This window comes from Anaeromassilibacillus senegalensis (assembly GCF_001261775.1).
In the GTDB taxonomy this organism is placed as follows: Bacteria; Bacillota; Clostridia; order Oscillospirales; family Acutalibacteraceae; genus Anaeromassilibacillus; species Anaeromassilibacillus senegalensis.
Map to the genome: position 1 here is coordinate 538,823 of NZ_LN868537.1, position 25,323 is coordinate 564,145.

The 25,323-nt window shown below is 52.3% G+C and carries 28 protein-coding genes and 2 riboswitches; all 28 genes read left to right on the forward strand.

Annotated features, from left to right (window positions below; genetic code table 11):
- Positions 1–13: 13 nt before the first annotated feature.
- The 28 genes from BN2106_RS08255 (at position 14) to recD2 (ending at position 25,171) form a co-directional block, all read left to right on the forward strand.
- A complete protein-coding gene (locus tag BN2106_RS08255) occupies positions 14–1,153 on the forward strand; it encodes a stage III sporulation protein AE (protein WP_050698076.1) in 1,140 nt (379 codons plus the stop codon).
- Complete coding sequence (locus tag BN2106_RS08260) at positions 1,153–1,641, forward strand: stage III sporulation protein AF (protein WP_050698077.1); 489 nt, start codon at positions 1,153–1,155, stop codon at positions 1,639–1,641. The genes BN2106_RS08255 and BN2106_RS08260 overlap by 1 nt, the downstream gene beginning before the upstream one ends.
- The gene (locus tag BN2106_RS08265; protein WP_050698078.1) at positions 1,622–2,179 is read left to right on the forward strand and encodes a stage III sporulation protein AG; all 558 of its coding nucleotides are present in this window, start codon (positions 1,622–1,624) and stop codon (positions 2,177–2,179) included. The genes BN2106_RS08260 and BN2106_RS08265 overlap by 20 nt, the downstream gene beginning before the upstream one ends.
- A 102-nt stretch (positions 2,180–2,281) precedes the next feature.
- Positions 2,282–2,866, forward strand: coding sequence for a SpoIIIAH-like family protein (locus BN2106_RS08270; protein WP_050698079.1), 585 nt, complete (start codon positions 2,282–2,284; stop codon positions 2,864–2,866).
- Positions 2,867–3,033: 167 nt separating this feature from the next.
- Positions 3,034–3,441 carry a transcription antitermination factor NusB gene (gene nusB / locus BN2106_RS08275; RefSeq protein ID WP_050698080.1) on the forward strand — a complete coding sequence of 136 codons (408 nt, stop codon included), beginning with the start codon at positions 3,034–3,036 and terminating at the stop codon, positions 3,439–3,441.
- Entirely contained in the window at positions 3,434–4,360 is a 927-nt protein-coding gene (locus tag BN2106_RS08280) for a tRNA (adenosine(37)-N6)-threonylcarbamoyltransferase complex transferase subunit TsaD (RefSeq protein WP_050698081.1), read from the forward strand. The genes nusB and BN2106_RS08280 overlap by 8 nt, the downstream gene beginning before the upstream one ends.
- 11 nt (positions 4,361–4,371) lie before the next feature.
- Complete coding sequence (xseA, locus tag BN2106_RS08285; protein ID WP_050698082.1) at positions 4,372–5,634, forward strand: exodeoxyribonuclease VII large subunit; 1,263 nt, start codon at positions 4,372–4,374, stop codon at positions 5,632–5,634.
- A complete protein-coding gene (locus BN2106_RS08290) occupies positions 5,609–5,818 on the forward strand; it encodes an exodeoxyribonuclease VII small subunit (protein WP_050698083.1) in 210 nt (69 codons plus the stop codon). Before xseA ends, BN2106_RS08290 begins: the two co-directional genes overlap by 26 nt.
- Positions 5,815–6,693, forward strand: coding sequence for a polyprenyl synthetase family protein (locus BN2106_RS08295; protein ID WP_050698084.1), 879 nt, complete (start codon positions 5,815–5,817; stop codon positions 6,691–6,693). Before BN2106_RS08290 ends, BN2106_RS08295 begins: the two co-directional genes overlap by 4 nt.
- A gap of 123 nt (positions 6,694–6,816) precedes the next feature.
- Positions 6,817–7,125 (forward strand): 50S ribosomal protein L21, encoded by a 309-nt coding sequence (rplU, locus tag BN2106_RS08300; RefSeq protein WP_050698085.1) that lies wholly within the window; start codon positions 6,817–6,819, stop codon positions 7,123–7,125.
- On the forward strand, positions 7,125–7,445 hold the full coding sequence (locus tag BN2106_RS08305; RefSeq protein ID WP_050698086.1) for a ribosomal-processing cysteine protease Prp: 321 nt from the start codon (positions 7,125–7,127) through the stop codon (positions 7,443–7,445). The genes rplU and BN2106_RS08305 overlap by 1 nt, the downstream gene beginning before the upstream one ends.
- Positions 7,446–7,448: 3 nt before the next feature.
- Positions 7,449–7,733: a 50S ribosomal protein L27 gene (gene rpmA, locus BN2106_RS08310; protein ID WP_050698087.1), complete on the forward strand. Its 285-nt coding sequence runs from the start codon at positions 7,449–7,451 to the stop codon at positions 7,731–7,733.
- A gap of 127 nt (positions 7,734–7,860) precedes the next feature.
- Positions 7,861–9,132 (forward strand): GTPase ObgE, encoded by a 1,272-nt coding sequence (gene obgE, locus BN2106_RS08315; protein WP_050698088.1) that lies wholly within the window; start codon positions 7,861–7,863, stop codon positions 9,130–9,132.
- A gap of 5 nt (positions 9,133–9,137) precedes the next feature.
- Positions 9,138–9,536 carry a Mini-ribonuclease 3 gene (locus BN2106_RS08320; RefSeq protein WP_050698089.1) on the forward strand — a complete coding sequence of 133 codons (399 nt, stop codon included), beginning with the start codon at positions 9,138–9,140 and terminating at the stop codon, positions 9,534–9,536.
- Between the two features lie 30 nt (positions 9,537–9,566).
- Positions 9,567–10,511, forward strand: a complete 945-nt coding sequence (locus BN2106_RS08325; RefSeq protein WP_242846281.1) for a YitT family protein — start codon at positions 9,567–9,569, stop codon at positions 10,509–10,511.
- 482 nt (positions 10,512–10,993) lie between these two features.
- Complete coding sequence (locus BN2106_RS08335) at positions 10,994–12,316, forward strand: RsmB/NOP family class I SAM-dependent RNA methyltransferase (protein WP_154666457.1); 1,323 nt, start codon at positions 10,994–10,996, stop codon at positions 12,314–12,316.
- Between the two features lie 104 nt (positions 12,317–12,420).
- Complete coding sequence (locus BN2106_RS08340) at positions 12,421–13,491, forward strand: branched-chain amino acid aminotransferase (RefSeq protein WP_050698476.1); 1,071 nt, start codon at positions 12,421–12,423, stop codon at positions 13,489–13,491.
- 67 nt (positions 13,492–13,558) lie between these two features.
- Positions 13,559–14,464, forward strand: a complete 906-nt coding sequence (locus tag BN2106_RS08345; RefSeq protein ID WP_050698477.1) for an RluA family pseudouridine synthase — start codon at positions 13,559–13,561, stop codon at positions 14,462–14,464.
- Between the two features lie 113 nt (positions 14,465–14,577).
- Positions 14,578–15,363, forward strand: coding sequence for a transporter substrate-binding domain-containing protein (locus BN2106_RS08350; RefSeq protein WP_050698092.1), 786 nt, complete (start codon positions 14,578–14,580; stop codon positions 15,361–15,363).
- 73 nt (positions 15,364–15,436) lie between these two features.
- Positions 15,437–16,162 carry an amino acid ABC transporter permease gene (locus BN2106_RS08355; RefSeq protein ID WP_050698093.1) on the forward strand — a complete coding sequence of 242 codons (726 nt, stop codon included), beginning with the start codon at positions 15,437–15,439 and terminating at the stop codon, positions 16,160–16,162.
- Positions 16,149–16,883 carry an amino acid ABC transporter ATP-binding protein gene (locus BN2106_RS08360; protein ID WP_050698094.1) on the forward strand — a complete coding sequence of 245 codons (735 nt, stop codon included), beginning with the start codon at positions 16,149–16,151 and terminating at the stop codon, positions 16,881–16,883. The genes BN2106_RS08355 and BN2106_RS08360 overlap by 14 nt, the downstream gene beginning before the upstream one ends.
- A gap of 82 nt (positions 16,884–16,965) precedes the next feature.
- Positions 16,966–17,850 (forward strand): zinc dependent phospholipase C family protein, encoded by an 885-nt coding sequence (locus BN2106_RS08365; protein WP_050698095.1) that lies wholly within the window; start codon positions 16,966–16,968, stop codon positions 17,848–17,850.
- Between the two features lie 20 nt (positions 17,851–17,870).
- Positions 17,871–18,329: an S-ribosylhomocysteine lyase gene (locus tag BN2106_RS08370; RefSeq protein ID WP_050698096.1), complete on the forward strand. Its 459-nt coding sequence runs from the start codon at positions 17,871–17,873 to the stop codon at positions 18,327–18,329.
- A 544-nt stretch (positions 18,330–18,873) separates the two neighbouring features.
- A complete protein-coding gene (locus BN2106_RS08375) occupies positions 18,874–20,118 on the forward strand; it encodes a CapA family protein (RefSeq protein WP_195891807.1) in 1,245 nt (414 codons plus the stop codon).
- 40 nt (positions 20,119–20,158) lie between these two features.
- Positions 20,159–20,288, forward strand: a riboswitch (FMN riboswitch).
- Between the two features lie 80 nt (positions 20,289–20,368).
- Positions 20,369–20,938: an ECF transporter S component gene (locus tag BN2106_RS08380; protein ID WP_050698098.1), complete on the forward strand. Its 570-nt coding sequence runs from the start codon at positions 20,369–20,371 to the stop codon at positions 20,936–20,938.
- Between the two features lie 107 nt (positions 20,939–21,045).
- A riboswitch (SAM riboswitch) is annotated at positions 21,046–21,144 on the forward strand.
- Positions 21,145–21,245: 101 nt separating this feature from the next.
- Positions 21,246–22,430 carry a methionine adenosyltransferase gene (metK, locus tag BN2106_RS08385; protein WP_050698099.1) on the forward strand — a complete coding sequence of 395 codons (1,185 nt, stop codon included), beginning with the start codon at positions 21,246–21,248 and terminating at the stop codon, positions 22,428–22,430.
- Between the two features lie 66 nt (positions 22,431–22,496).
- Positions 22,497–22,850: a hypothetical protein gene (locus BN2106_RS08390; RefSeq protein WP_050698100.1), complete on the forward strand. Its 354-nt coding sequence runs from the start codon at positions 22,497–22,499 to the stop codon at positions 22,848–22,850.
- An 89-nt stretch (positions 22,851–22,939) separates the two neighbouring features.
- Positions 22,940–25,171: an SF1B family DNA helicase RecD2 gene (gene recD2 / locus BN2106_RS08395; protein WP_050698478.1), complete on the forward strand. Its 2,232-nt coding sequence runs from the start codon at positions 22,940–22,942 to the stop codon at positions 25,169–25,171.
- The last annotated feature ends 152 nt before the right edge of the window (positions 25,172–25,323 follow it).

Here is a 25,323-nt window from a genome sequence, read left to right on the forward strand (position 1 = left end):
GGATGGATGTCAATTGAAAAGGACGGTTTGTCTGCTACTCCTGCTTTTCCTGGCGCTGTTTTGCGCGCCTTGTGCGTATGCGGAGGGCGTGGAGGATTTTTACTCGGAACAGATGCAGCAGAGCGGCGCGGAGGACCTGCCGGATTCCCTGCCGCAGGAAACGCGGGAGACGCTGGAAAGCTTGGGGATCAACGGGGTGGATTGGCAGGCGCTCACTTCTATCACGCCGGAAAGCATTTTTTCCGAAATTGGCGGTATGGCGGCGGAGCATTCACAGGGGCCGCTGCACGCTGCCGCATCGGTTGTGGCGGTCATGCTGCTCTGCGCGCTCTGCAGCGGTATGAAGCTGTCCTTTGGAGACAAGCAGCTCGGCAGCGTGGTCGGCATGGTCGGCGCGCTCTGCGTCTGTGCGGTCGTGGTAGCGCCGATCGTCAGCTTTATTCAGCAGACTGCCGATATCATCCAAGCTGCCGCCGGTTTCCTGCTTGCCTGCGTGCCGGTTCTGACGGGAATCATGCTGGCGGCGGGGCAGCCGGTTTCCTCCGGATCCTATCATCTGCTGATGATGGCGGCCGGCAATGTCATTTCCATTGTGTCCGCGGGTGTTCTAGTGCCGCTTCTCAATATTTTTCTGGCGTTGTCCATTGTCTCGGCGGTTTCTCCGGGCGTCAATCTGGGCGGAATCTGCGACGCGTTTCACAAGGTGGTCAAATGGATTCTGGGACTGTGTATGACCGTTTTCACCGGCCTGTTGACCGTACACAGCATTGTGGCTTCCTCCCTGGATGGGACCGCCGCGAAGGCCGCCAAATTTGTGGTCAGCAGTTTTGTGCCGGTGGTTGGCAGCGCGCTGGGCGAAGCGTTGCAGACGGTGACCGGCTGCGTCAAAATGCTGAAGTCCGGCATCGGTGCATTTGGTCTGCTTGCGGGTGCGTTTATCTTCCTGCCGGTGATTCTGCAATGCCTTTTGTGGATGGTGACGCTTGCCGCCTGCGAGGGCATTGGGGATATCTTTGAGTTAAAGGAAATTACCTCTTTGCTGAAAGCCGTTTCCAAAGCCCTGCAAATCATTCTGGCAATTGTACTCTGCTGCATGACTGTTTTGACGGTGTCCACCGTGATCATGCTGGCAATCGGAGGAGGGGGAAACTGATGGGTGCGGTACAGGGCTGGACAATGGCAATCTGTTTGGCGGCGCTGGCTTCCACATTGCTGCAGGGCCTGGCGCCGGGCGGTTCCATGGAACGCATGATCAAATTGGTGGTGGGCGCGTTTGTAATTTGTGCGCTGATTCTGCCGTTGAAGGACTTGGGTGCGCAGATTGCGTGGGCGTTCCAGATGGAGGCGCAGTTTCACCAGGAACCGGACCAACTGCAGAGTACAGTGGATCACCAAATGCAGACCGCCGCGCAGGCCAGTATTACCAACCTTGTGGTGGCGGAACTACGTCGGCTGGACATTCAAAGCGAAAAAATTGCGGTCAAGATGGATACAAACGAGGACAACAGCATAGGTATTAACAAGGTCGAAGTCACATTGGCCGAAGGCTATGACGCGGACTGCGGCCGTGCCCAAACGCATTTGCGGGAAACACTTGGGCTGGAAGTGGAGGTATCTGCACATGGCAGGGAAGGACAATGAAGAAAAAGGCCTGTTTGAGAAGATTGCCGGAAATGAGAAATACCGTAAAATTATTTTGTGGATCGGCGTTATTGGAATGGTCCTGATTTTTCTTTCCGGCCTGTTCAGTCCGGGGAAAGAAAAAAAGGAAGCACCAGCGGCGGCAGAGCAGAACACGAGCGCACAGTCCTATGCCAGGGAGCTGGAAGCCAGCCTGACCGATCTGGTCGCACGGATACAGGGGGCCGGTGAAGCCAAGGTGCTTGTGACGCTCGAGCGCGGAACCCAACAGGTCTACGCGCAGGAGGAAAAGAAAAGCACGCAGACGACGCAGGACCAGGGGTCCAACAACAATACGGAGACCAATTATATTCTGGTAAAGGATGCGGACGGTTCCCAACGCGCCCTGGCGGTGACAGAAATGCAGCCAGTGGTGCAGGGGGTGGTGGTGGTCTGTTCAGGCGGGGATAACCCGGCGGTTCAGCAAAGCATCATCGACGCAGTCACAACGGCTTTAAATATCACGTCGGTGCGCGTATGTGTGGTGAAAGCCGCCTGACAGTTGATTGTGCCGGTTTAAAACGGCTGCTGCAAAGCAGACGGGTTTGTATAGATCGGGCCAACGTTTGGCGAAAATTTAAAACAGGAGGAGTACATATCTATGGGTATCGGAAAACGTCAGCTTGTTCTTGCGGCTTTGGTCGTCGCGCTGGGTGCGGCGGTATATTTAAACTGGCAGTTCTCAGGCGACAACCAGCTGCTTGCGACCAATACCGTCACTTCACAGAAGGAACTGGGGGAAGCGCAGCTTGTCAACGCGTCGCTGCCGTCCTCTTCGTCTTCGGAAGTTTCTTCCGGGGCGGACGCCTCGTCGGAACCGTCGCAGGCGGACACCGGTTCAAGCTATTTTACAGAGGCGCGCTTAAACCGGCAGAAGGCCAGGGATGAAGCGGTGGAACTGCTGGAAAAGGTTCTTGGGGATGCAAAATCCAGCGATGAGGCAAAGAAAGACGCCGTGGCGCAGGCTGCCGTCATTGCACAAAACGTCCTGAAAGAGAGCAACATTGAAAACCTGATTAAGGCCAAGGGATTTGAGGACTGCGTGGTGTTTTTACAGAGCGGTGAATGCAGCGTGGTCGTCAAGGTGAAGGAATCCTCCGCCAATACAGCGGTTGTGATCAAGGACATCGTCGCGGGCCAGTCCGGCGTATCCTATGATAAAATTAAAATTGTAGAGAACAAATAGCGGGCCTGCCCCGTCATTTTGCCCTCTGTCCTGTTTGCTTTTCCGGCTCTTTGTGGTATAATAACCGCGTGGAAGTTTGAAAATCAAACCGGCGCTTTTAACCCTCCACAGAAGTGGAGGGTTTTTTTGTGAGTGCCGGGCAAATTTATACGGCGCGGAGGAACCATATGAAAAGAAGCGATGCGAGAGAGCAGGCCTTTATCCTGACGTTTGAAAGGACCATAAACAAAGACACGATCAGCCATATCATCGATGCGGCCGGCATGTCCAAGGACCTGATTGTGGACGATTTTGCAGAGCGAATTGCAGAGGGCGCGGAACAGCACGAAGCGGAAATCGACGAAAAGATCGAAAAGAACATTCGTGGATGGAAAATGAGCCGCCTTTCCAAGGTGTCACTTTCCTTGCTGCGCCTGGCAATTTATGAGATGCAGTTTGAGAAGGACATTCCAGTCAGCGTGTCCATCAACGAGGCAGTGGACCTGGCGAAGAAGTACGGCGGGGAAGATGATGCGCCGTTTGTCAACGGTGTTCTGGGTTCCATCGCGAAGGAGCTTGGTGGTCCGGATGCCTGATTTTCTGGGGATAGATACCAGCAATTATACGACGTCCGCCGCCTGTTATTTGAATGGAACCGTTGAGCAGGAAAAGCTGCTGCTGCCGGTGCGTCCGGGAGAGCTGGGACTCCGCCAGAGCGATGCGGTGTTCCACCATGTGCAGCAGCTGCCGCAGGTACTGGAAAAGCTGTATGCCCGGATAGATGGCGGCGAGATTGCCGCGGTGGGCGTGTCGAGCCGCCCGCGGAATCAGGAGGGCTCTTATATGCCCTGCTTTACGGTTGGTATGGGTACGGCCCGGTCGATTGCATTGGCGCTGCGTGTGCCGGTGTATTGCTTTTCCCACCAGGAAGGCCACATCGCCGCCGCATTGTATTCTGCAAAGCGGCTCGACTTGTTAAAAAAGCGCTTTCTAGCGTTCCACGTCTCCGGCGGAACAACGGAAGCGGTGCTGGTGGAGCCGGACCACGGTCCGTTGTTTCAGGTGCGGATTGTGGCATCCTCTCTCGATTTAAAAGGGGGACAGGCAGTCGACCGCGTCGGCGCGATGCTGGGGCTGCCATTTCCTTCCGGAAAATTTCTGGAGGAGTTGGCTCTGCAGTCGACCGCAAAATTTTCGATCCGGCCCAGTATGAAGGGCGCAGACTGTTCGCTCTCCGGTATTGAAAACCAATGCCGTGGTTTACTGGAAAAAGGCGCACCCAAAGAGGATATTGCGCGCTTCTGCCTTCTTTCGATACTGGCCGCGCTGGACGGCATGGCGGCGAAACTGCGCGAGGAATATGGAGAGATTCCCATGCTGTTCGCGGGCGGCGTCATGTCCAATGGAATCATTCGCAGTGCATTGACAGAAAAATACGGCGCATTGTTCGCGGAGCCCGCTTTTTCCAGCGACAATGCGGCGGGAATTGCGGTGTTGGCCTCTCTGAGGCGATAAGGAGTAACGTCATGCGTACACCGGCTATGCTCACAGTGACCCAGTTAAACACCTACATTAAATCCATGCTGGATGGAGATCCCAACCTGGCGAGCGTTTTTGTCAGCGGGGAAATCTCCAATTTTACCAATCACTACCGCTCCGGACATTTTTATCTGTCCTTGAAGGACGAAAAATGCGTGATTAAGTCCGTGATGTTTGCACAGTATGCCCGGCGCATTCGTTTTCAGCCGCAGGACGGCATGAAGGTGATTGTGCGCGGGCATGTGAGCGTTTACGAGCCGTCCGGGCAATACCAGCTTTATATTGAGGACATGCAGCCGGACGGCGTGGGCGCGCTGAATCTGGCCTATGAACAGTTGAAGGAAAAGCTGGGCGCGGAGGGGCTGTTCAGCGTGGAACGTAAAAAGCCTCTGCCGCCGTTTCCCACGCGTGTCGGTGTGATTACCTCTCCGACCGGTGCGGCGGTCCATGATATCTTGACGATTCTGGAACGCCGCTGGCCGCTGGCGGAGGTCGTCTTCTGCCCGGTACTGGTGCAAGGGGACGGTGCGGCTCTGCAGCTGGTTGAAGCCCTGCAGCGGATGAACCGGCAGCACTGTGCCGATGTGATTATTCTGGGCCGGGGCGGCGGATCGCTGGAAGACCTGTGGCCTTTTAATGAAGAGTCTCTGGCCCGCGCGGTTGCATCCTCGGAGATCCCGGTGATCTCCGCCGTGGGGCACGAAACGGATTTTACCATCTGCGATTTTGCGGCGGATCTGCGCGCACCTACGCCGTCGGCCGCGGCGGAACTCGCGGTGCCGGATAGCGCGGAGTTGATGCTGAACGTGCAGGCGCAGCAGGCCAGGATGAAAAGCCTGCTTTCGGGCAAAATACAGACTTTATATCAACAGTTAAACGCGCTAAGCTCCAGCCGCGTCATGCGCATGCCGCAGGAGCAGCTTTCTCTGCGGCGGATGCAGGTGGATACGCTTGCGTCCCAGATGCAGAACAGCATGAAACAGAAGCTTGTGCAGGCAAATCAGCAGCTGGCGGAAAGCAGCGGAAAGTTGCACGCGCTCAGCCCGCTGGCGGTACTTGCGCGCGGCTATGCAATTGCAAGCGACGGAGCGGGAAAAACCGTTTCCCGCGTCGCGTCGGTTCGGGAAGGCGAAACGCTTTTCCTGCGTTTGACGGATGGAAATTTATCCTGTATAGTGGAACAGATTAAAAAAACAAGTGGAACAGCCAAGGAGGAAACCACAGATGGACACGGAAAATCTGACGTTTGAGGCAGCGGTGCTTCGGCTCAATGAGATTGTGCGCCTGCTGGAGAATGGAAACGAATCGCTGGACAATTCCATGAAACTGTTTGAAGAGGGCACTGCCCTGGCGTCTTATTGTTACGATGAACTGCATACCGCGGAACAGAAGATTACGCAATTGACAGAGGAGGAAGGGGAGAACCAGGAATGATTCAATCCGATTACCCGGCGATCATAGAGCAAATGCTGGAAGAACTGCTCCCGCAGGAAACCAGCCTTTATGAGCGTTTGGTGGATTCCATGCGCTACAGCCTTTTGGATGGCGGCAAGCGGGTGCGGCCCACCCTTGTGCTGGAGTTCTGCCGGATTTGCGGCGGTAAGATGGAAGCGGCCCTTCCATATGCCTGCGCCGTGGAGATGGTGCATACCTATTCGCTGATTCACGACGACCTTCCCTGCATGGACAACGACGACATGCGGCGCGGAAAGCCGTCCAACCATAAAACCTACGGGGAGGATACCGCGCTGCTGGCCGGTGACGCACTTCTCACCATGGCGTTTGAAACGATGCTTTCTCCCGATAATGTGGCGCTGGCCGGCCCGGACCGGGCGGCTGAGGCGGCATTTATCCTTGCATCCGCCGCGGGTATGCGCGGCATGGTCGGCGGGCAGGTCATCGATCTGGCTTCTGAGGGGCAGGCGATTTCATTGGAAACGCTGCACCGGATGGATGAACAGAAAACCGGCGCGCTGATCCTTGCGGCGGCACGGATGGGCTGTGCCATTGCAGGTGCAAATGAGATCCAGCGCGGCGCGGCGGCCCGCTACGCGCAGGCAGTCGGGCTGTCCTTCCAGATCATGGACGATATTCTGGATGTCACCGGTGACGCCGAATCGTTGGGAAAGCCCACCGGCAGCGATGCGGACAATGGAAAAGCGACCTATGTTTCCCTGATGGGGCTGGAAAAAGCGCAGCAGGCCGTCCGCGATTTGACCGCGGAGGCAGTGAAGGCGCTGGAACCGTTTGGCCCGGAGGCAAAGTATCTGGCCGGGTTTGCCAAAAACCTTGCGGCACGCCAGAATTAAAGCAAAATATATTGACTTTTTTGACACAATGTGCTAACATTGATAAGCCGCATATTACGGGCTATAAGTGGGTTTTCCCGCCCGATAGTAGCGAGACTAAAGAAAAGGCAGGAACTTCTATTCATGTTTGCAGTGATTGAAACAGGCGGCAAGCAGTACAAAGTACAGAGTGGAGACACCATCTTTGTGGAAAAGCTTGCGGCGGAAGCAGAAGCAACCGTTGATTTCAAGGTTGTTATGCTTGAAAACGACGGCGCGTTTAAATTTGGCACTCCTTATGTGGAGGGTGCGTCCGTTACAGGAAAAATCCTGAAAAACGGCAAAGCCAAGAAAATCACCGTTTTCACCTATAAGCCCAAAAAGGGTGAGAAGCGCAAGATGGGCCACAGACAGCCCTACACCAAGGTACAGATCGAAGCGATCAACGCATAATGATTTGTGCTGAGTTCTTAACCAAGCCGAAGGGCGATTTGGTTGGGTTTCGCATCAGCGGCCATTCCGGCTGTGGGGATGAGGGTACGGACATTATCTGCGCGGCGGTTTCCTCCGTTGCGTATATGACGGCCAATACCATCACGGAAATTCTGCGCGTTGACGCGGAGGTACATGCTGAGGAAGGTTATATGCTTGTGCGGGTTCCAGCTGAGCTGGCCAAGGACTGCCGCACTTTGTTTGCGGGCTTTAAGCTCCATATGCTGGGGCTTGAAGAACAATATCCGGAAAATATCAATGTTAGTTATGTGGAGGTGTAAGGTATGTTGAAGATAAACATTCAGTTGTTCGCACATAAAAAGGGAATGGGTTCCACCAAGAACGGCCGTGACTCCGAGTCCAAACGTCTTGGTGTGAAGCGCGCTGACGGTCAGTTTGTTCTGGCTGGCAATATTCTTGTCAAGCAGCGCGGCACACACATCCATCCGGGTGAGAATGTGGGCAGAGGTTCCGATGATTCCCTGTTCGCTCTGGTAGACGGCCGCGTGAAGTTTGAGCGCCTGGGCCGTGACCGCAAGAAGGTCAGCGTCTACGCAGTCGAGCAGTAATTTTTGACAAACCATACAAAATCCCTGCCGGAGCCATTCGGCAGGGATTTTTTTAGCTTTTCTCCGCAAGATATGATATACTGATTTGGCGAAGAAAACGACATTTGAGCGGAATTGGAGTAGAGCGATGTTTATAGATTATGCAAAAATTATGGTAAAGGCCGGAAACGGCGGCGCGGGCGCGGTGGCATTCCACCGGGAAAAATTTGTCGCCTCCGGCGGTCCGGATGGCGGAGACGGCGGGCGCGGCGGCAGCGTCGTCTTTGTGGTGGACGACAATCTTTCCACGTTGGCAGACTTCCGCTATAAGCGCAAATATGCGGCGGAAAACGGAGAAAACGGGCGCGGTGCGCGCTGTAACGGCAAAAGCGCCAAGGACCTGGTGATCCGGGTGCCGCGTGGCACCCTTGTAAAAGATGCCCAGACGGGACGGCTGCTCGCGGACCTTTCCACTGACGAGCCGCAGGTGATCGCCAAGGGGGGAAAGGGCGGCTGGGGAAATATACATTTTGCGACCCCAACCCGCCAGACGCCGCGTTTTGCCAAACCCGGCCTGCCAGGTGAAAGCTTTGAGCTTATTTTGGAGCTGAAGCTTTTGGCGGATGTCGGTCTGGTTGGTTTCCCCAACGTGGGAAAATCCACGCTGGTCTCCGTGGTCAGCGAGGCAAAACCGACCATTGCCAACTATCATTTTACGACGATCACGCCGGTGCTCGGTGTTGTACGTGCAAAGGATGGGCGATCCTTTGTCATGGCGGACATTCCCGGCTTGATTGAAGGCGCGGGAGAGGGCGTTGGATTGGGGCATCAGTTTTTGCGCCATGTGGACCGCTGCCGTCTTTTGGTGCACATCGTCGATGTGGCCGGCAGTGAAGGACGGGATCCCAAGGAGGACTTTGCTGTCATTAACGCGGAACTGAAAAAATTTAATCCTGATCTGGCGGATCGTCCCATGCTGGTGGCGGGTAATAAATGCGACCTTGCGACCGACGAACAGATTGCGGAATTTAAGTCGTTTATTGAAGCTCAGGGGTATGAGTTTTTCCCGATTATGGCGGCGATCCGTTACGATGTTGACCCACTTTTAAATCGGATCTCTGAGCTGCTGAGTAAACTTCCGCCGGTGTTGCACTATGAACCGGAGCCGGAACCTCAGAAGCCTGTGGACGCGTTTGAAAAAAATCAGGTCAAAATTACAAAGCAGGATCATATTTATCTGGTAGAGGGTGAATGGCTGCTTCAGGTAATCAATTCCGTCAACTTTGACGATTACGAGTCGCTGCAGTATTTTCAGCGCGTGCTGATTCAGACCGGCGTGATCGACGCGCTGCGCGAGGCCGGGATTGAGGAAGGCGATACCGTCAGCATTTATGACATTGAATTTGATTTTGTGGAGTGATCGCTTTGGAACGGTTATTTAACGCGGACTGCAATCCAAAGCTGCTTAGCCCGCTGACGCTGGCTTTTATAGGAGACGGCGTGTTTGAATTGTTTGTGCGGGAACGCTTGGTTTGCAAAGGAAACTGCCCGGTCAACAAGCTCCATAAAAACACAGTCGCACAAGTGTGTTGTGGCGCGCAGGCGCTGGCAGCGCAGAAGCTTCTGCCAATTTTGACGGAAGAAGAAGCGGCAGTGTATAACCGGGGCAGAAATGCACATGTTGGACATGTGCCCAAAAATGCGCAGATTGCGGATTATCATGCGGCCACAGCCTTTGAGGCACTGTTTGGCTATGTGTATTTAACGGGTAATATTGAGCGGCTGCGGGAGCTTTTTGAGTTGGTTTGTGAAGCGAACGCATAGCCGATCCATTCTTCACTGGGGGTGTTGCGTTTGCTGCAAAAATTGACCAGAAAACGGACGGAAGAGCTGGCAAAGGATCTGCTTTTCTTTCTTGCGGGCAGCCTTATATATTCTGTATCGGTAAAGATGTTTACCGCGCCAAATCATATTGCGTCCGGCGGTGTCACCGGCGTGTCGATTGTGCTGAACTACCTGTTTGGCACTCCGATCGGCACGATGGCTTTTATCATCAATATTCCAATTTTTATATGGGCAATTATTGAGATCGGTTACAAGCTGGTGGCAAAAACATTTGTTGCTACATTGCTTTCATCGCTGGCAATCGATATGATGGGGGTTATTATCCCGCCGTATGAAGGAAACCCGATGCTGGCTGCGATTTTTGGAGGCGTACTGGAGGGTGTCGGCCTGTCCCTGGTCTTTATGCGCGGCGGTACCACTGGCGGCACAGATATGGTTGCCCGGCTCTTAGGACGTCATTTCCGCCATCTATCCATGGGGAAGCTCATGCTGGGTGTGGATTTCCTGGTCATTGTGTTTTCCGGGTTTGCGTTCCGCAGCATTGAAAGCGCGCTCTACGCGATGCTGACCATTTTTGTTTCCACTCGTTTGATCGATTCGATCCTGTATGGTACGGACATGGGGAACGGCAAAGTCCTGTTTATTATGTCTGAAAAAAACAAGGAGATTGCCCAGACAATTTTGCGGGACCTTGACCGCGGTGTGACAGCTCTGAAATCCCGCGGCGTCTACAGTGGACGAGAGGGAGAGGTTCTGTTATGCGCGGTCCGGCGGTATGAGGTATGTAAGGTGAACGACATCGTGCATTCCGCGGACCCCAACGCCTTTATTATTGTTGGAGAAGCGGGGGAAATTACCGGCGAGGGCTTCCGGGAAGTAAAGCCGGAGGATAAACCGCTGAAGGAGATTTTAGCGGAGGGGAAAAAGCATCTGTCCGGTAAAAAAGAGGAATAGAAACAACTGCATTTCCCCGATTCATAAGCGTGTTCTGGTTGCCCTGAAAGAAAAGGGATTTTAATGTTATCCAAATGAGAAAAATCTGGCGATCTTTTTCATGAAATAAAAAACAGGCGGCCTTGTCAGACAAAGCCGCCTGTTTTGTGCACATCAGTAAGAATACTTAGTTCTGGCTGTTTGTGCTGTTCTTGTTGCTGCACTGGTTTTTGCAGTTCTGGCTGTTAGAATTGCTGGAACGATTCTGACTGTTAGAATTGTTCGTGCTATTCTGACTGTTAGAATTGCTGGAACGATTCTGGCTGTTAGAATTGTTAGTGCTGTTCTGGCTGTTGGAGTTGCTGGAACGGTTCTGGCTGTTGGAATTATTTGTGTTATTGTTATAACTCAATGTATTCACCCCCTTTGCAATTTTATTATTGCTCATTGATTGCCCGGTTATTCTAAATACAAATGAAATTTTTAAAATGGAGGATTTCGCTTTGACAGCTTTACCACAAGCGTTTTTATCGCGGATGGAATCCTTTTTAGGAAAAGAATACGCATCGTTTTTGGCTTGTTACGGAAAACCGCATTTGCGCGGCATACGTTTAAACCCATTGAAATGCGATGAGGAAACGCTGCTGCGCACTCTGCCGTTTGCGGTTTTCCCCACGCCGTTTTCCAGGCTTTCCTATTACACACCAGAGGGAGCGGATAAACTGGGGGCGCTGCCGATGCACCATGCAGGCGCTTTTTATTCGCAGGAGCCCTCCGCTGCTTCCGCGGTGACGGTCCTGGATCCGTTGCCGGGGGAGCGCGTATTGGATTTATGCGCGGCTCCGGGCGGGAAATCCACACAGATTGCCGCTCTGTTGATGGGAAAAGGACTGCTGTGGAGCAACGAGATTGTGAAAAGCCGGGCAAATGTCCTGCTTTCCAATATCGAGCGGATGGGCGTGCGCAATGCAGTGGTTTCTTCGTGCCGCCCGGACGTTCTTTGCGAACGGCTTGCAGGATTTTTTGACAAGGTTTTGGTGGATGCGCCCTGCTCTGGAGAGGGCATGTTCCGCCGGGATGCACGTGTTGTTGAGGAGTGGAGCCCAGAGCATGTGGCTTCCTGTGCTGCCCGCCAGCTTGCCATTTTAAAAAGTGCTTCACAGGCTTTAAAAGAGGGCGGAATTTTAGTTTATTCTACCTGTACGTTTTCACAGGAGGAGAACGAGGATGTCGTCTCTGCCTTTTTACAGCAGTGCAGCGATTTTGAACTGTTGGATTGCGGCGTTTCGTTTGGAAGACCCGGCACGCTTCCGCAGACGCGGCGGATTTTCCCCATGGACGGCGGAGAAGGGCATTTTGTCGCTCGTCTGCGCCGGCTGTCTGCAAATGCCTGCGCGCCTTCCGGTTACTTATATCAAAAGGAATCAAAGGATGCGTTGGAGTGCAGTAAATGGATTTTTAAAAAGCCATCAGAGGGGATTTTGCAGCAGATCAACGCCAGCTTACTTCTGATGCCGGAAGGGATGCCCTGTACAGAGGGGCTGAATGTGCTCCGGGCCGGCGTTCTGCTGGGAGAAAAGAAGCAGCGAATTGAACCGGCGCACGCGGCGTTTATGACGGCAAAGCCGGAAGAGCTTGTATCCGTCCTGTCGTTTTCTCATGATTCCAAAGAAGCTGCCGCCTTTTTGCACGGGGAAGAGTTGGAGGCGCCGGAGTCCTGTAAAGGCTATACCGGGGTGGCAATCGATGGTGTTTTAACCGGCTTTGGCAAATGTTCGAACGGTCGACTGAAAAATCGCTATCCCAAAGGATTGCGGAACCATTAAGGGAAGTTTGTCGAAGTTTGCAGTCACTTTAGAAGGGTAACAGCTTGAAATGGGAAATAAATGATGATACAATAGACGAGAATAATCAGAAAGAGGGCTTTCAAATGCAGGAAATCAGAGTAGAACAAACAAAAAATCCTAAACAGAAACCGGCTCCGGGAGCGCCGCTGCCGTTTGGCACCATGTTTACCGACCACATGTTCCTGATGAATTATGACGAGGGCCAGGGGTGGCACGATCCGCGCATTGTTCCGTATGGTCCGATTGAGATGGAACCGGCGGCAATGTGTTTGCACTATGGCCAATCCGTTTTTGAGGGCATGAAGGCTTACCGTGCGCAGGACGGCCGCATTTTGCTGTTCCGCCCGGATAAAAATATGGCTCGTCTGAACACTTCCAACGACCGTCTGTGTATCCCGCTGATCGACGAAGAACTTGCGGAACAGGCAATTAAAAAGCTTGTATCTGTGGAAAAGGATTGGGTTCCTGCGGAAGAGGGTACCTCTCTGTACATCCGTCCGTTTATCATCGGTGTCGATCCGCACATTGGCGTGCATCCGGCGCAGCATCTGCTGTTTATGGTGATCTGCTGTCCGGTCGGTGCGTATTATCCGGAAGGACTCGATCCGGTTAAAATTTATGTAGAGAAAAATTATGTGCGCGCGGTGCGCGGCGGTATGGGTTATACCAAGACCGCGGGTAACTATGCGGCTTCCCTGAAAGCGCAGGATGAGGCGGAAAAGCAGGATTATACGCAGGTGCTTTGGCTGGACGGCGTAGAGCGTAAGTATGTCGAAGAGGTCGGCACAATGAACGTATTCTTTATGATCGACGACGAAGTGGTCACGCCGGAACTGCAGGGGTCGATTCTGCCCGGCATTACCCGCATGTCCTGCATTGAACTGCTGCAGTCCTGGGGTGTTAAGGTGACGGAACGCCGTATTTCCATCGATGAAATCGCGGCAGCCGCCAAGGATGGACGGTTGAAGGAAGCGTTCGGCACCGGTACGGCGGCGGTCGTCTCTCCGATTGGCCATCTGAAATGGGGCGACGACATCATGAACATTAACAACGGGGAGATCGGTGCGTTATCCCAGCGCCTCTACGATACGCTGACCGGTATCCAGTGGGGCAAAATTCCGGATGCGTTCGGCTGGACGGTCGAAGTAAAATAAGTCGCTGAATGGATGCGGCTGCGTACACAAGACTTTGCGCAGCCGCCCTTTTTATGCGGTGAAGCAGATGAGAAAATTACAGTTTACCGTTCCGGAAGCATATGACGGCGTTCGTCTAAAGGGCTTTTTGCGCGGATATTGCGGCGTTTCGGCGCGGCTTTTAACGGCACTGAAAAAAGAACCGCATGGAATTTCGGTCAATGACGCACATGCAATTGTGCTGGAAATACTGCATATGGGAGACGTCGTGACGCTCCAGCTTCCGGAGGACAGGAAGGAGCTGCCTCCGGCGAAAATTCCACTGCGAATTGTATACGAGGATGCGGACGTTCTGGTTGTGGACAAACCTGCCGGTATGCCGGTTCATCCGTCGCCGGGGCATGACTGCGACAGTCTGGTTAATGCGGTTGCCGCTTATTTCCAGGGCAAAGGAGAGCGGAGATCGGTTCGTCCGGTTTACCGGCTTGACAAGGATACCACAGGTGTAATCCTGCTGGCAAAAAATGCTTTCGCAGCGGCCCGGCTGGCGAAGGGCGTACATAAGATGTACCTTGCCGTCTGTGAGGGCGTTTTACAGGGTAGCGGAACGGAAACCGGACCCATTGGCCTGTGTCCGGGGCATTCCATCCAGCGCGCTGTTATTCCGGATGGAGTTCCGGCGGTGACACATTGGAAAGCCGTTTCAGACAATGGAGCGTATACGCTTTTGCAGGTGCAGATCGAGACGGGCCGCACACACCAAATCCGCGTCCATATGGCGCATTTGCATCATCCGCTTGCGGGAGACGACATGTACAGGGGAGGCTTGGAGCAAATATGCCGCCAGGCGCTTCACTGTGCGGAAATAGCTTTTTGCCATCCGGTCACCGGTGAGAGATATTGCCTTTTCACGCCGCTTCCGGAGGATATGAGACAGTTGCTTGTCGATTTTTGTCCGCAGGATGCACAAGCGTTTTCCGGCAAATCAATTTAAATTGGAAGGTTCCATAAACTTTATTGTGCTGCATAAATATACTTGAATTTTGCATATTCATACGGTACAATACAGATATTGCATCGTGAAATATAATGACGGGGGTAAGAATCATGAAAAAAATGAAGAAACTCGTGGCCTTTTTGTTGGTGGCCGCAATGATGGTCCCGATGGCAGCCTGCGGCAACAAAGTCAAGTCCGTTGGTGACATCCAGAAATCCGGCAAGCTGGTCATGGCGACCAACGCGGAGTTTGAACCGTTTGAATTCAAGGACGGCGACGCGGTTGTTGGCATCGACGTTGAAATTTCCCAGAAGATTGCAGACCGCCTCGGCGTGGAGCTGGAAATTAGCGACATCGCATTTGACACGCTGATCACGGCGCTTCAGTCCGGCAAAGCGGATATTGTTGCCGCGGGTATGACGGCGGATGAAGACAGAAGAAAGAATGTTGATTTCTCTGACGCGTATTTCAATGCATCCCAGGCGATCATTGTCATGAATGACAGCGACATTGCTTCCCGTGGCGATCTGAACGGCAAGAAGGTGGGCGTACAGCTGGGCACGACCGGTGACAAGTATTGCACCAACGAAGACGGTGCGAATGACATCGAGGTAGCGGAAGTTAAGCGTTACAGCAAGGGAATGGAGGCAGTATCCGACTTGATCGCAGGCCGTATTGACGCGGTTGTCATCGACGACTTCCCGGCCAAGAAGCTGGTGGAGAAAAATGCCGATAAAATTCAGAAGCTGGATGAAGCTTTGACAGAAGAGGAATACGCGATTGCAATGCCCAAGGGCAGCGCGGACCTGCAAAAGGAAATCAACGCTGTCATCAGTGAGATGAAAGAAAGCGGCGAACTGGACCAGATCGTCAGTAAGTACATCGCTGAAGAATAAGAAGAGACAATAAACAGAGAGCAGGAGGGCTTTTGCGCCTTCCTGCCTGTTTCTATATCACGGGGAGGTTTGCATGAACACGCTTTTTGCATCGGTTCCGCTGTCCTTTTTTTCGGACCTGGGGCAGCAGTTTTATGACGACTTTATCCTGAAAGACCGGTATCAGTACATTATCCGTGGCTTGGGCAATACCGTTCTGCTCACGCTGGTCGCGGTGGTGATCGGCGTTGTACTGGGAACAGTGGTCGCGTTGGTCCGCATAACCCACCAGAATAATCCCAAAAAGCTGCGCGTTTTAAATGGGATTTGCGGCCTGTACCTGACGGTCATCCGCGGCACACCTGTCGTTGTACAGTTGATGATCATGGTATATCTGATTCTTTCCAGCGGCGAGACGTTGCTGGTGGCGATGCTGGCATTCGGTATCAACTCGGGTGCATACGTTGCGGAAGTGATCCGCAGCGGTATTCAATCAGTGGATCGCGGGCAGATTGAGGCAGGCCGTTCGCTCGGCCTGAGCAACCGCACTACAATGATTAAGATTGTGTTCCCACAGGCGCTGAAAAACGTCGCACCTGCCATTTTTAATGAGTTCATTGCTCTTTTAAAAGAGACTTCCATCGCCGGTTATGTCGGCGTGCAGGATCTGACCAAGGGCGGCGATATCATTCGCAGTATTACATATGACGCGTTCCTGCCGCTGTTCCTGATAGCGGGCATTTATCTGGTTCTGGTAATTCTGTTGACTTCCTGCCTGTCCGGCTTGGAAAGGAGGCTGCGCAAGAGTGATAAGCGTTAAAAATCTGGAAAAAACCTTCCATACGGAGGGCGGAGATATCTTGGTTCTCAAGGGAATCAACCAGGAGATTCAAAAGGGCGAAAAGGTCGTGGTGGTTGGCCCCTCAGGTTCCGGAAAAAGTACGTTTCTGCGCTGCCTGAATTTGTTGGAAATGCCGACTGGCGGCGAAGTTTGGTTTGAAGGCAGACAAATCAATGCGCCTAACTGCAATGTGGACCAGCTCCGCCGGAAGATGGGAATGGTATTTCAGCATTTCAACCTGTTTCCGCATCTCACAGTACAGCAGAATATTACCCTGGCCCCGATCACGTTGAAGCTTAAGACACAAAAAGAGGCGGATGAAAAAGCCATCCAGCTTTTAAATCGTATTGGGCTGGCGGATAAGGCACAGGCATATCCGGCGCAGCTCTCCGGCGGTCAGAAGCAGCGCATTGCCATTGTGCGTGCGCTGGCGATGGAACCGGACGTCATGCTGTTTGATGAGCCAACCAGCGCATTGGATCCTGAAATGGTTGGAGAAGTCTTACAGGTTATGAAGGAGCTGGCCAAAGAGGGCATGACCATGGTGGTTGTCACACACGAAATGAATTTTGCGCGCGAGGTTGCCACCCGCATTTTGTTCATGGATGACGGGCAGGTTTTGGAAGAAGCCAAACCTGCGGAATTTTTTGACAATCCCAAAAATCCGCGCCTGAGAGACTTTTTATCCAAGGTGCTTTAAAACGAAATACGGCTGTGTTAAAATAAGAGATACGCAGGTATCTCTTATTTTTTGCCCAGTGGAGTCGAAGGAGTGGAACGGTATGCCGGCTGCAATCACGCATTACTATCATGCCAAACGGGTTTTGGAAGAAACCAAACCAGAGCAAGAGGTACAGGAAGACGCCTTTTTTTGGGGAGCACAGGGACCGGATTTTTTGTTCTGTCACAGAGGGCTACCCTGGCAGAAAGGGGACTCCTTGGCGGAATACGGTGAAAAACTGCATCAGGAACCGCCAGCCCATATTTTTACTTGTTTGCAGAACTATCAAAAAGTACATCATGACGCGGCTGTATCCGCTTATTGCATGGGATTTCTCTGTCATTATGCGGCGGATCGTGTATGCCATCCCTTTATTCGCTGTCAGGCGGAACAGCTTAATAAAATCGAATCGGGACAGGATTTGGAAATTGCCCACCATCAGGTGGAATCAGCGTTGGACAGTATCATTCTGCGCTATGAGGCGGCTTCCCTGCCGATGGAATTTCATCTGAAAACAACGCTGCCCAAGAATCCGTCCATACAGCAAACAGTTGCGAAACTTTACGCGTTTCTGCTGGAAAGGCTCTACGGAGTTTCCGGAAAAGAAAGCCTTTTGCTTCAGGCAACAGACGATGCCAGGGGTGTCTTTGGCTGGCTGAACGACCGGACAAGCCTGAAAAAGTCGTTGGTAGAGCGCTGGGAAAAAAGACACGGCGGCAAATATATTTACTCCTGCCACATGCGGCCTGTGAGCGAAGGAGATACTTTTGACTATGCAAATGTACTGTTACAGGATTGGCGGTGGCCGCAGCAAAGTGAGATCGTCCGTAAAGAAAGCTTTTTTGACTTGTATGAGCAGTCGGTGCTGGATGCGAAGAAGCTGATCACCGGCTTTTGGGCGGGCGTCGACCCAATGGTAATGACGGAAAACATACCTTTTGAATAAGAAACAAGGAGTGAATCGTTATGGATCGAATTGCAAGCTTTTGCATTGATCACGACAAATTGGTTCCGGGGATTTATATTTCCCGAATCGATGGGGACATCGTGACATATGATATCCGAATGCGCCGTCCCAATATACCTCCATTTTTGGAGAATGCGGCACTACATACGTTGGAACACCTCTTTGCAACCTTTGCGCGCAATTCTCAGTGGAAGGACCATGTTATTTATTTTGGGCCGATGGGCTGCCGCACCGGTTGTTACTTTCTGGTCCGTGATATGAAAGAATCGGACGTGATCCAGTTAATCCAGCAGGTGTTTCAGCAGATTGCGAATTTTGAGGGGGTCGTCCCCGGAACCACTGCCGTGGAATGCGGCAATTATCTGGAACATGATCTTGCAGGTGCAAAAAAGGAAGCGCAGGAATTCCTGTCTGTGATCGCCTGCTGGAAAGAAGAGAATTTAAAATATCCATGTTGAGCATGGCGGCTGTTTTATAGCGAACATTTTTTACAATATAAGAGAGATTCCCCCGCCAATGGCGGGGGAATCTCTCCTATATTTAGCTGGTATTTTTTATTGGAAGGCCCCCCCCTTTTCATAAGCCAGGAAAGTGGGAATTTTAAGTTTTTTTTGTAATATAGGAAAAAAAAAAGATTTTTAGTTTACTAGAAAAAAATTGCAAAAAAGGAAGCGCGGAAATTCCTGTCTGTGATCGCCTGCTGAAAAGAAGAGAATTAAAAATATCCATGTTGGGCATGGCGGCTTTTTTATAGCAAACATTTTTTACAATATAAGAGAGTTCCCCCCGCCATTGGCGGGGGAATCTCTCTTATATTGAGCTGATATTTGTAATGGAATGCCGCCCTCTTTTCAATACGCAAGGAAGTGGCAATTTTACAGTTCTGTTACTAATATAGAAAAAAAGAACGTTTTATAGTATACTAGAAATAATTCACATGAGATAAAGAGATGAAATGAGGGGGCCATGATGAAAAAAGCGAGAAGATACAGAAAAGTCCCAATGAAAAAACGGGTTCCTTCTATTTTACTGCATGTTTTTGTTGCAGGATTGGTGCTGTTTATCTGTGCGCTGTCTGTTTATTCTTTTGCGGGGACCCGGCAGATCCGGAATACCGATGAGGCGTCCAGCAGTTCTTTGCCGGAATCCTCAGAGACTGTTTCCTCTATACCAGAGGCAAGCGCATCCTCTCCGCCGGAAAAAATTCCGCCGGCCACCATTACGATTTTGGGTGTGGGAGATAATTTAATTCACGATGGTATTTATAAACAGGCGGCGAAACGGACAGGGGGAAAGGGTTATGATTTTTCCCCGGTGTACCAGCATGTAGCCCCGTACATACAGGAAGCGGATGTTGCTGTAATCAATCAGGAAACGCCGCTGGCCGGTGACGTTTTGCCCCCCTCCGGCTATCCCCGCTTTAATTCGCCGACCGAAGTGGGGGATGAACTGATTAAAATCGGATTTGATGTGATCAACCATGCCAACAATCATATACTGGATAAAGGAGAACAAGGCGTCAAAGCGACGCTTGAGTATTGGAAGTCCAAAAGTATTCCGGTGGTTGGCGCCTACCAAAGCGACGCGGATATGGAAAATATCCGATTGGTAGAGGTAAATGGCATTAAGACGGCGCATATCGGCGTGACCGAGATGACCAACGGCCTCCAGCTTCCCAAGGACACCCCGTACCATATCCTCTTGACGAGCGAAACAGAACTTCTGGAAAGCATGATAACAAAAGCAAAATCCATGGCGGACGTCGTCGTCGTTTCTGTCCATTGGGGAAACGAATATACGCATAAGCCGACCCAGAAGCAAACGGAACTGGCACAGCAAATGGTGGATTGGGGCGCCGATATCATTTTTGGCAACCACGCACATACACTCCAACCGCTCACGGTTTTAAAGCGTGCGGACGGAACGGAGTGCCCGGTTGTTTATGCCCTGGGAAATTTTGTCTCCGCACAGGCGGACGGACTGAATATGGTTGCAGGTATGCTGCGCATCACGATGACCAAGGATTTTGAAACCGGAAAGACTGTGTTTACCGATATGCACTTTGAACCTATTGTGACGCATTACGGCAAAAATTTTCAGGACATTACCATTTATCCGCTCTCCGCGTATACGGAGGAATTGGCTTCTTCCCATGGAGTAAAGGCAAATACACCGAACTTCAGTCTATCATACATCCAGAATATCGTCGACCATAACATTCCCAAAAAATATCTGACAAACGATTGACAGGGAAAATCGTGCATGTTATAATATTAACAAATTTAAGAGCTGTCTTCGGGGCGGGGTGTGATTCCCCACCGGCGGTAATGCGGCGTCAGCCGATGAGCCCGCGAGCGTAAGCTGATTTTGGTGAGATCCCAAAGCCGACGGTATAGTCCGGATGGAAGAAGAACCGCGCATTTTTGCGTATCCTGCCCCGTGACGATTTGTCACGGGGCTTTTTTTCGTAGACAGCCCAACAAAAGGAGAGGTTTCTATGAAAACAAACACCAAATCCAACATTGTCCGTATGGCGCAGATGGGCATGCTGGCCGCCATCGCGCTGGTTCTTGTCACGGTGACGCAGTTCCCGCTCATTCCGGCGGCGCCGTTTATGAAGTACGATATGGCAGACGTCCCGATCCTGATGGGTACCCTGCTGTTTGGTACCGTTCCAGGGTTGGTGATCCTGTTTGTCGTTTCCCTCGTACAGGCGTTTCTGCTGGGTGGCGACGGTTGGGTGGGCCTTATCATGCATGTTGCTGCTTCCGGCGTACTTGTGGTATTGGTCGGGCAGTTCTCACGCTGGCATCACAAGACCGGCGAAACGATTCTGGGGATGGTTTTGGGAACCTTGGGGATGACCGCCATGATGATCCCGATGAACTTGCTGCTGACCGGGTATTTTCAGGGTGTCCCGATGCAGGCAATTATAGATATGATTCTTCCGGTTATTATCCCGTTTAACCTGATCAAAGCATCCTTAAACTGTGTCATCACGGGCGTCTTGTTTAAAGCATTGCAGCCGTTTGTGCGCCGGAATAAAAGTATGGTGGGACAGCAGTAAGTGCAAAGCATCTGATTTTTTGTCGAATAGAATAGGAATATTTCCTACATTTGCACATTTACAGGGATGATCGTTTGTGTTATAGTAAATACCATCAACTGAATATGTCCTTATCAAGAGCGACGGAGGGAACAGGCCCTGTGATGTCCGGCAACCTGCCGCAACGGCAAGGTGCTAAATCCTGCGGGTAAACCGAAAGATGAGGTTGCTGACAAGCCGCTCGGTTTCCGGGCGGCTTTTTTAGACGCAAAATTCAATTTAGGAACTCAACCGGGACATATGGCAGAATATCAGGAGGTTTTATAGTATGGCAAAGTATTTCTTTTCATCGGAGTCGGTGACGGAAGGGCATCCGGACAAGCTGTGCGACCAGATTTCCGACGCGGTTCTGGATGCGATTTTGGAGAAAGATCCAAAGGCGCATGTGGCCTGTGAGGTGACCGCCACCACGGGAATGCTGCACATTATGGGGGAAATTTCCACCGACTGTTACGTGGATATCGCGTCGATTGCGCGCGAGGTGGCAATTGATGTGGGATACAAAAGCAACCGCTATGGCTTTGACGGCAATACCTGCGGCGTAATCACGTCCATCGACGTGCAGTCTCCGGATATTGCGATGGGCGTCAATGCGTCCTATGAGATGCAAAACGGCGAAGGGCAAGACGAATTTGACCAGATTGGCGCGGGAGACCAGGGCATGATGTTTGGTTTTGCGTGTGATGAAACGCCGGAGCTGATGCCCTTGGCGATCTCGCTGGCGCACAAGGTCTGCAAGCGTCTGAGTGAAGTGCGTAAGAACGGCCAGTTTCCGTATCTGCGTCCCGACGGCAAGGCTCAGGTGACGATCGAATATGAGGACGGCGCTCCGGTGCGCGTCGACACCGTCGTGCTCTCTACCCAGCACAGCCCGGATGTCTCATTGGAAGAAATCCGGGCGGATGTACTCGAACACGTGATCAAAAAAGCCATTCCGGAAAAATGGCTGGATGAGCGCACCAAGTATTATATTAATCCCACAGGACGTTTTGTGGTAGGCGGCCCGGCTGGCGATACGGGCCTGACCGGCAGAAAGATCATCGTGGATACGTACGGCGGTTACGGACGCCACGGCGGCGGCGCGTTCTCCGGCAAGGATCCGACCAAGGTGGACCGTTCCGGCGCTTACGCGGCGCGTCATGTGGCAAAGAACATCGTTGCGGCGGGCTTGGCGAAAAAATGCGAGGTACAGCTGGCCTATGCGATCGGTGTAGCGCATCCGATCTCCATCGCAGTGGATACCTATGGAACATCCGCCTATTCCAGCGAACAGCTGGAGAATGCGGTGCGCAAGGTATTCGATCTGCGCCCTGCGGCCATCATCCGCAATTTTGATCTCTGCAGGCCGATTTACCGGCAAATTGCCAACTATGGACAGATCGGCCGCGAAGAGCTGAACCTGCCCTGGGAACAGAGGGACAAAGTGGATGCACTGAAAGCGGCGCTGCAATAAGGTTTGTTTATAAATTTCATGCGCGGAAATCACCTTGCCACATAGAATGTGGTGAGGTGATTTTTTATGTGGGGACTGTTTTTCAAAGTCGTATTGGTCTTGCTGGCGATTGTCGGCGTCATGGAGCTGTTTCGGTCTTTCTTTTTCTGGCTGCTCCGCACCAAGAACAGCGGGAAGATTTACTGGGTACTCTCCTTTAAAGGGCATGATGAAGAAGCGGAAATCGCGCTGAAGAATGCAATTGAAAAATTGCGGTGGTTTGGCGGGACACAGGAAAAAGAAATTGTCTGTATTGACCGGGGAATGGATGAGGAAACAAAAGAAATTTGCACGATGATCTGTGAAGAAACACCCGGCATGGAACTTTATGAGCCGGAAGAAGCGGCGGAAAGGCTCGCACAAGAGTTTGCAAATACATAGAAAATCGATTATACTAAAGTTTTGGAGAACCTTATAAAAACATGGGGACGTATCAGGCAAAAGCCCGCTGCGCCGGAAGGATTTTGAGGATGCATAAAGAGACGCTTTTGGAAATGACCGGGTCAATCGACCGGATTGTCTTCCGAAATGAAAAGAATGGATATACCGTGTTGGAAATGAACAACGGGGAAGAGCTGGTCACTGTGGTAGGGACCATGCCGTGGGTCAGCGCGGGCGAAGAGCTGCGCGTGATCGGTAATTGGAGCAGTCATCCCACTTTTGGCACGCAGTTCAAGGTGGAGACGTTCGAGCGTTCCAAACCGGCCACAGCGGCCGCCATGCTGAAATATCTGTCTTCCGGCACAATCAAGGGCGTGGGGGCGGCGACCGCCGCCCGCATTGTCGATACCTTTGGGGACAACACACTGCATATTCTGGAAAACGAACCGCAGCGCTTGTGTACTATCAAAGGAATCACAAAGTCCAAGGCCCTGAAAATTGGGGAGGAGTTTCAGCGCGCGCATGGGATCCGGGAGATGATGCTTTACTTCAGCGGTTATGGCATTACGCCGGAGGAGGCGGTGCGTATCTGGAAGCAATTTGGCGCACAGGCTGCGGACCGCGTACAGGAAAACCCATATTGTCTCTGTGAAGAAGGGCTGAACATTGGATTTAGCCGGGCAGACGATATCGCGGCCTCCATGGAGCGTCCGCAGGACGACGTCTGCCGTTTGCGCGCAGGGATCGTATTTGTTTTAAAACACAATGTCAACAATGGACATACCTGCCTGCCTGCGGAAAAGCTGATTACGGCGGCTTCCGGCATGCTGGGTGTAGAAACCGCCTTGACGGAAGAAGCGCTGGAGCAGCTTAAGCAGGACGGCTCCGTGTTATCCCAGCCGCTCAAGGGGAAGGAATTTATTTTCATCCCGAAGTTGCACCGTTCAGAAGTATATATCGCGGGACGAATGCAGATGCTGCTGTGCTATCCCGCGCCGCCGATTGTGGGAATCGATCAATATGTTTCTGCGATGGAGCGGGAGTGCGGCATTCAGTACGCCGAGCTGCAAAAGCTGGCAATCAAAGAGGCGTTGTCCAAGGGCATGCTGATTCTGACAGGCGGTCCCGGTACCGGCAAAACGACCACACTGCATGCGATTATCCGGATTCTGGAGATGAAGGGCGAAAAGGTTCTGCTGGCAGCCCCCACGGGACGTGCGGCAAAACGAATGGCGGATTTGACCGGTAAAGAAGCCAAAACGCTGCACCGGCTGCTGCAAGTGGAGTGGGACGACAATGACGTCCCCGTCTTTTCCCGCAATGAGAAAAATGCGCTGGACTGCGACGTCCTGGTAATAGACGAGCTGTCCATGGTGGATGTTACGGTTTTTGAAGCGGTTTTGCGGGCCTTGCCGCTGGGCTGCCGTTTGATTCTGGTAGGGGACAGCGACCAGCTGTCCAGCGTGGGCCCCGGCAATATCCTGGGTGATTTGATCGCTTCCGAGCGGTTTCCGGTGGTGCGCCTGAATGAGATTTTCCGGCAGTCGATGGAGAGCCTGATTGTGACCAATGCGCATCGGATTGTGTCCGGAGAGATGCCGGAACTCCGTGTGCATTCCAGCGATTTTTTCTTCCTTCCGTTTAACGACGCACAGGAAATTGCGTCCACGATCGTGGACCTGTGCAATCGCCGGCTTCCCGCCAGCTATGGATATTCCCCCATGACGGACATCCAGGTCCTGTGCCCGGGCAGGAAGGGAGAACTGGGTACCAACGAGATGAACCGGCGGTTGCAGGCCATACTGAATCCGCCGGACAAAAAGAAAAAAGAGGCGATGATTAATGGCGTCCTGTTCCGGGAAGGCGATAAGGTCATGCAGGTTAAGAACAATTACGACCTCACCTGGAACAAATCGGATGGGACTACAGGAGAGGGCGTATTCAACGGCGATATGGGCATTCTATACGACATTGACCGCAACGCGTCCGTGCTCACGGTCCTGATGGACGACGACCGTCTGGTTTTATATGAGTTTGAGGCGGCGACCGAACTGGAGCTGGCCTATGCGATGACAGTACACAAAAGCCAGGGCAACGAGTTCCCGGCTGTGGTAATCCCCATGTTCTCCGGACCGCCGCAGCTCTGTTACCGCAACCTGCTTTACACTGCCATTACGCGCGCCAAAACCCTGTTGGTATTGGTTGGCACGCAGAGAACGGTACAGGCGATGGTGGCAAATGCTCGCAAAACCAGGCGATATTCCGGCTTGCTTTCTTTCCTCACCAATGAAGAGGAGCTGCAACAAGGGCTGATTCTATGAAACACCTGCAAAAAACAAGGAAAAAAAGACGTGGGTCATTCTTTTCTTTGCTGATTAACATGCTGTTTCCACCGCACTGTGTGTTTTGTGACGAGGTGACATATCCCGACTGTCCAGTCTGTGCAACGTGTGCCAGGGAGGTCCAGCGAGTC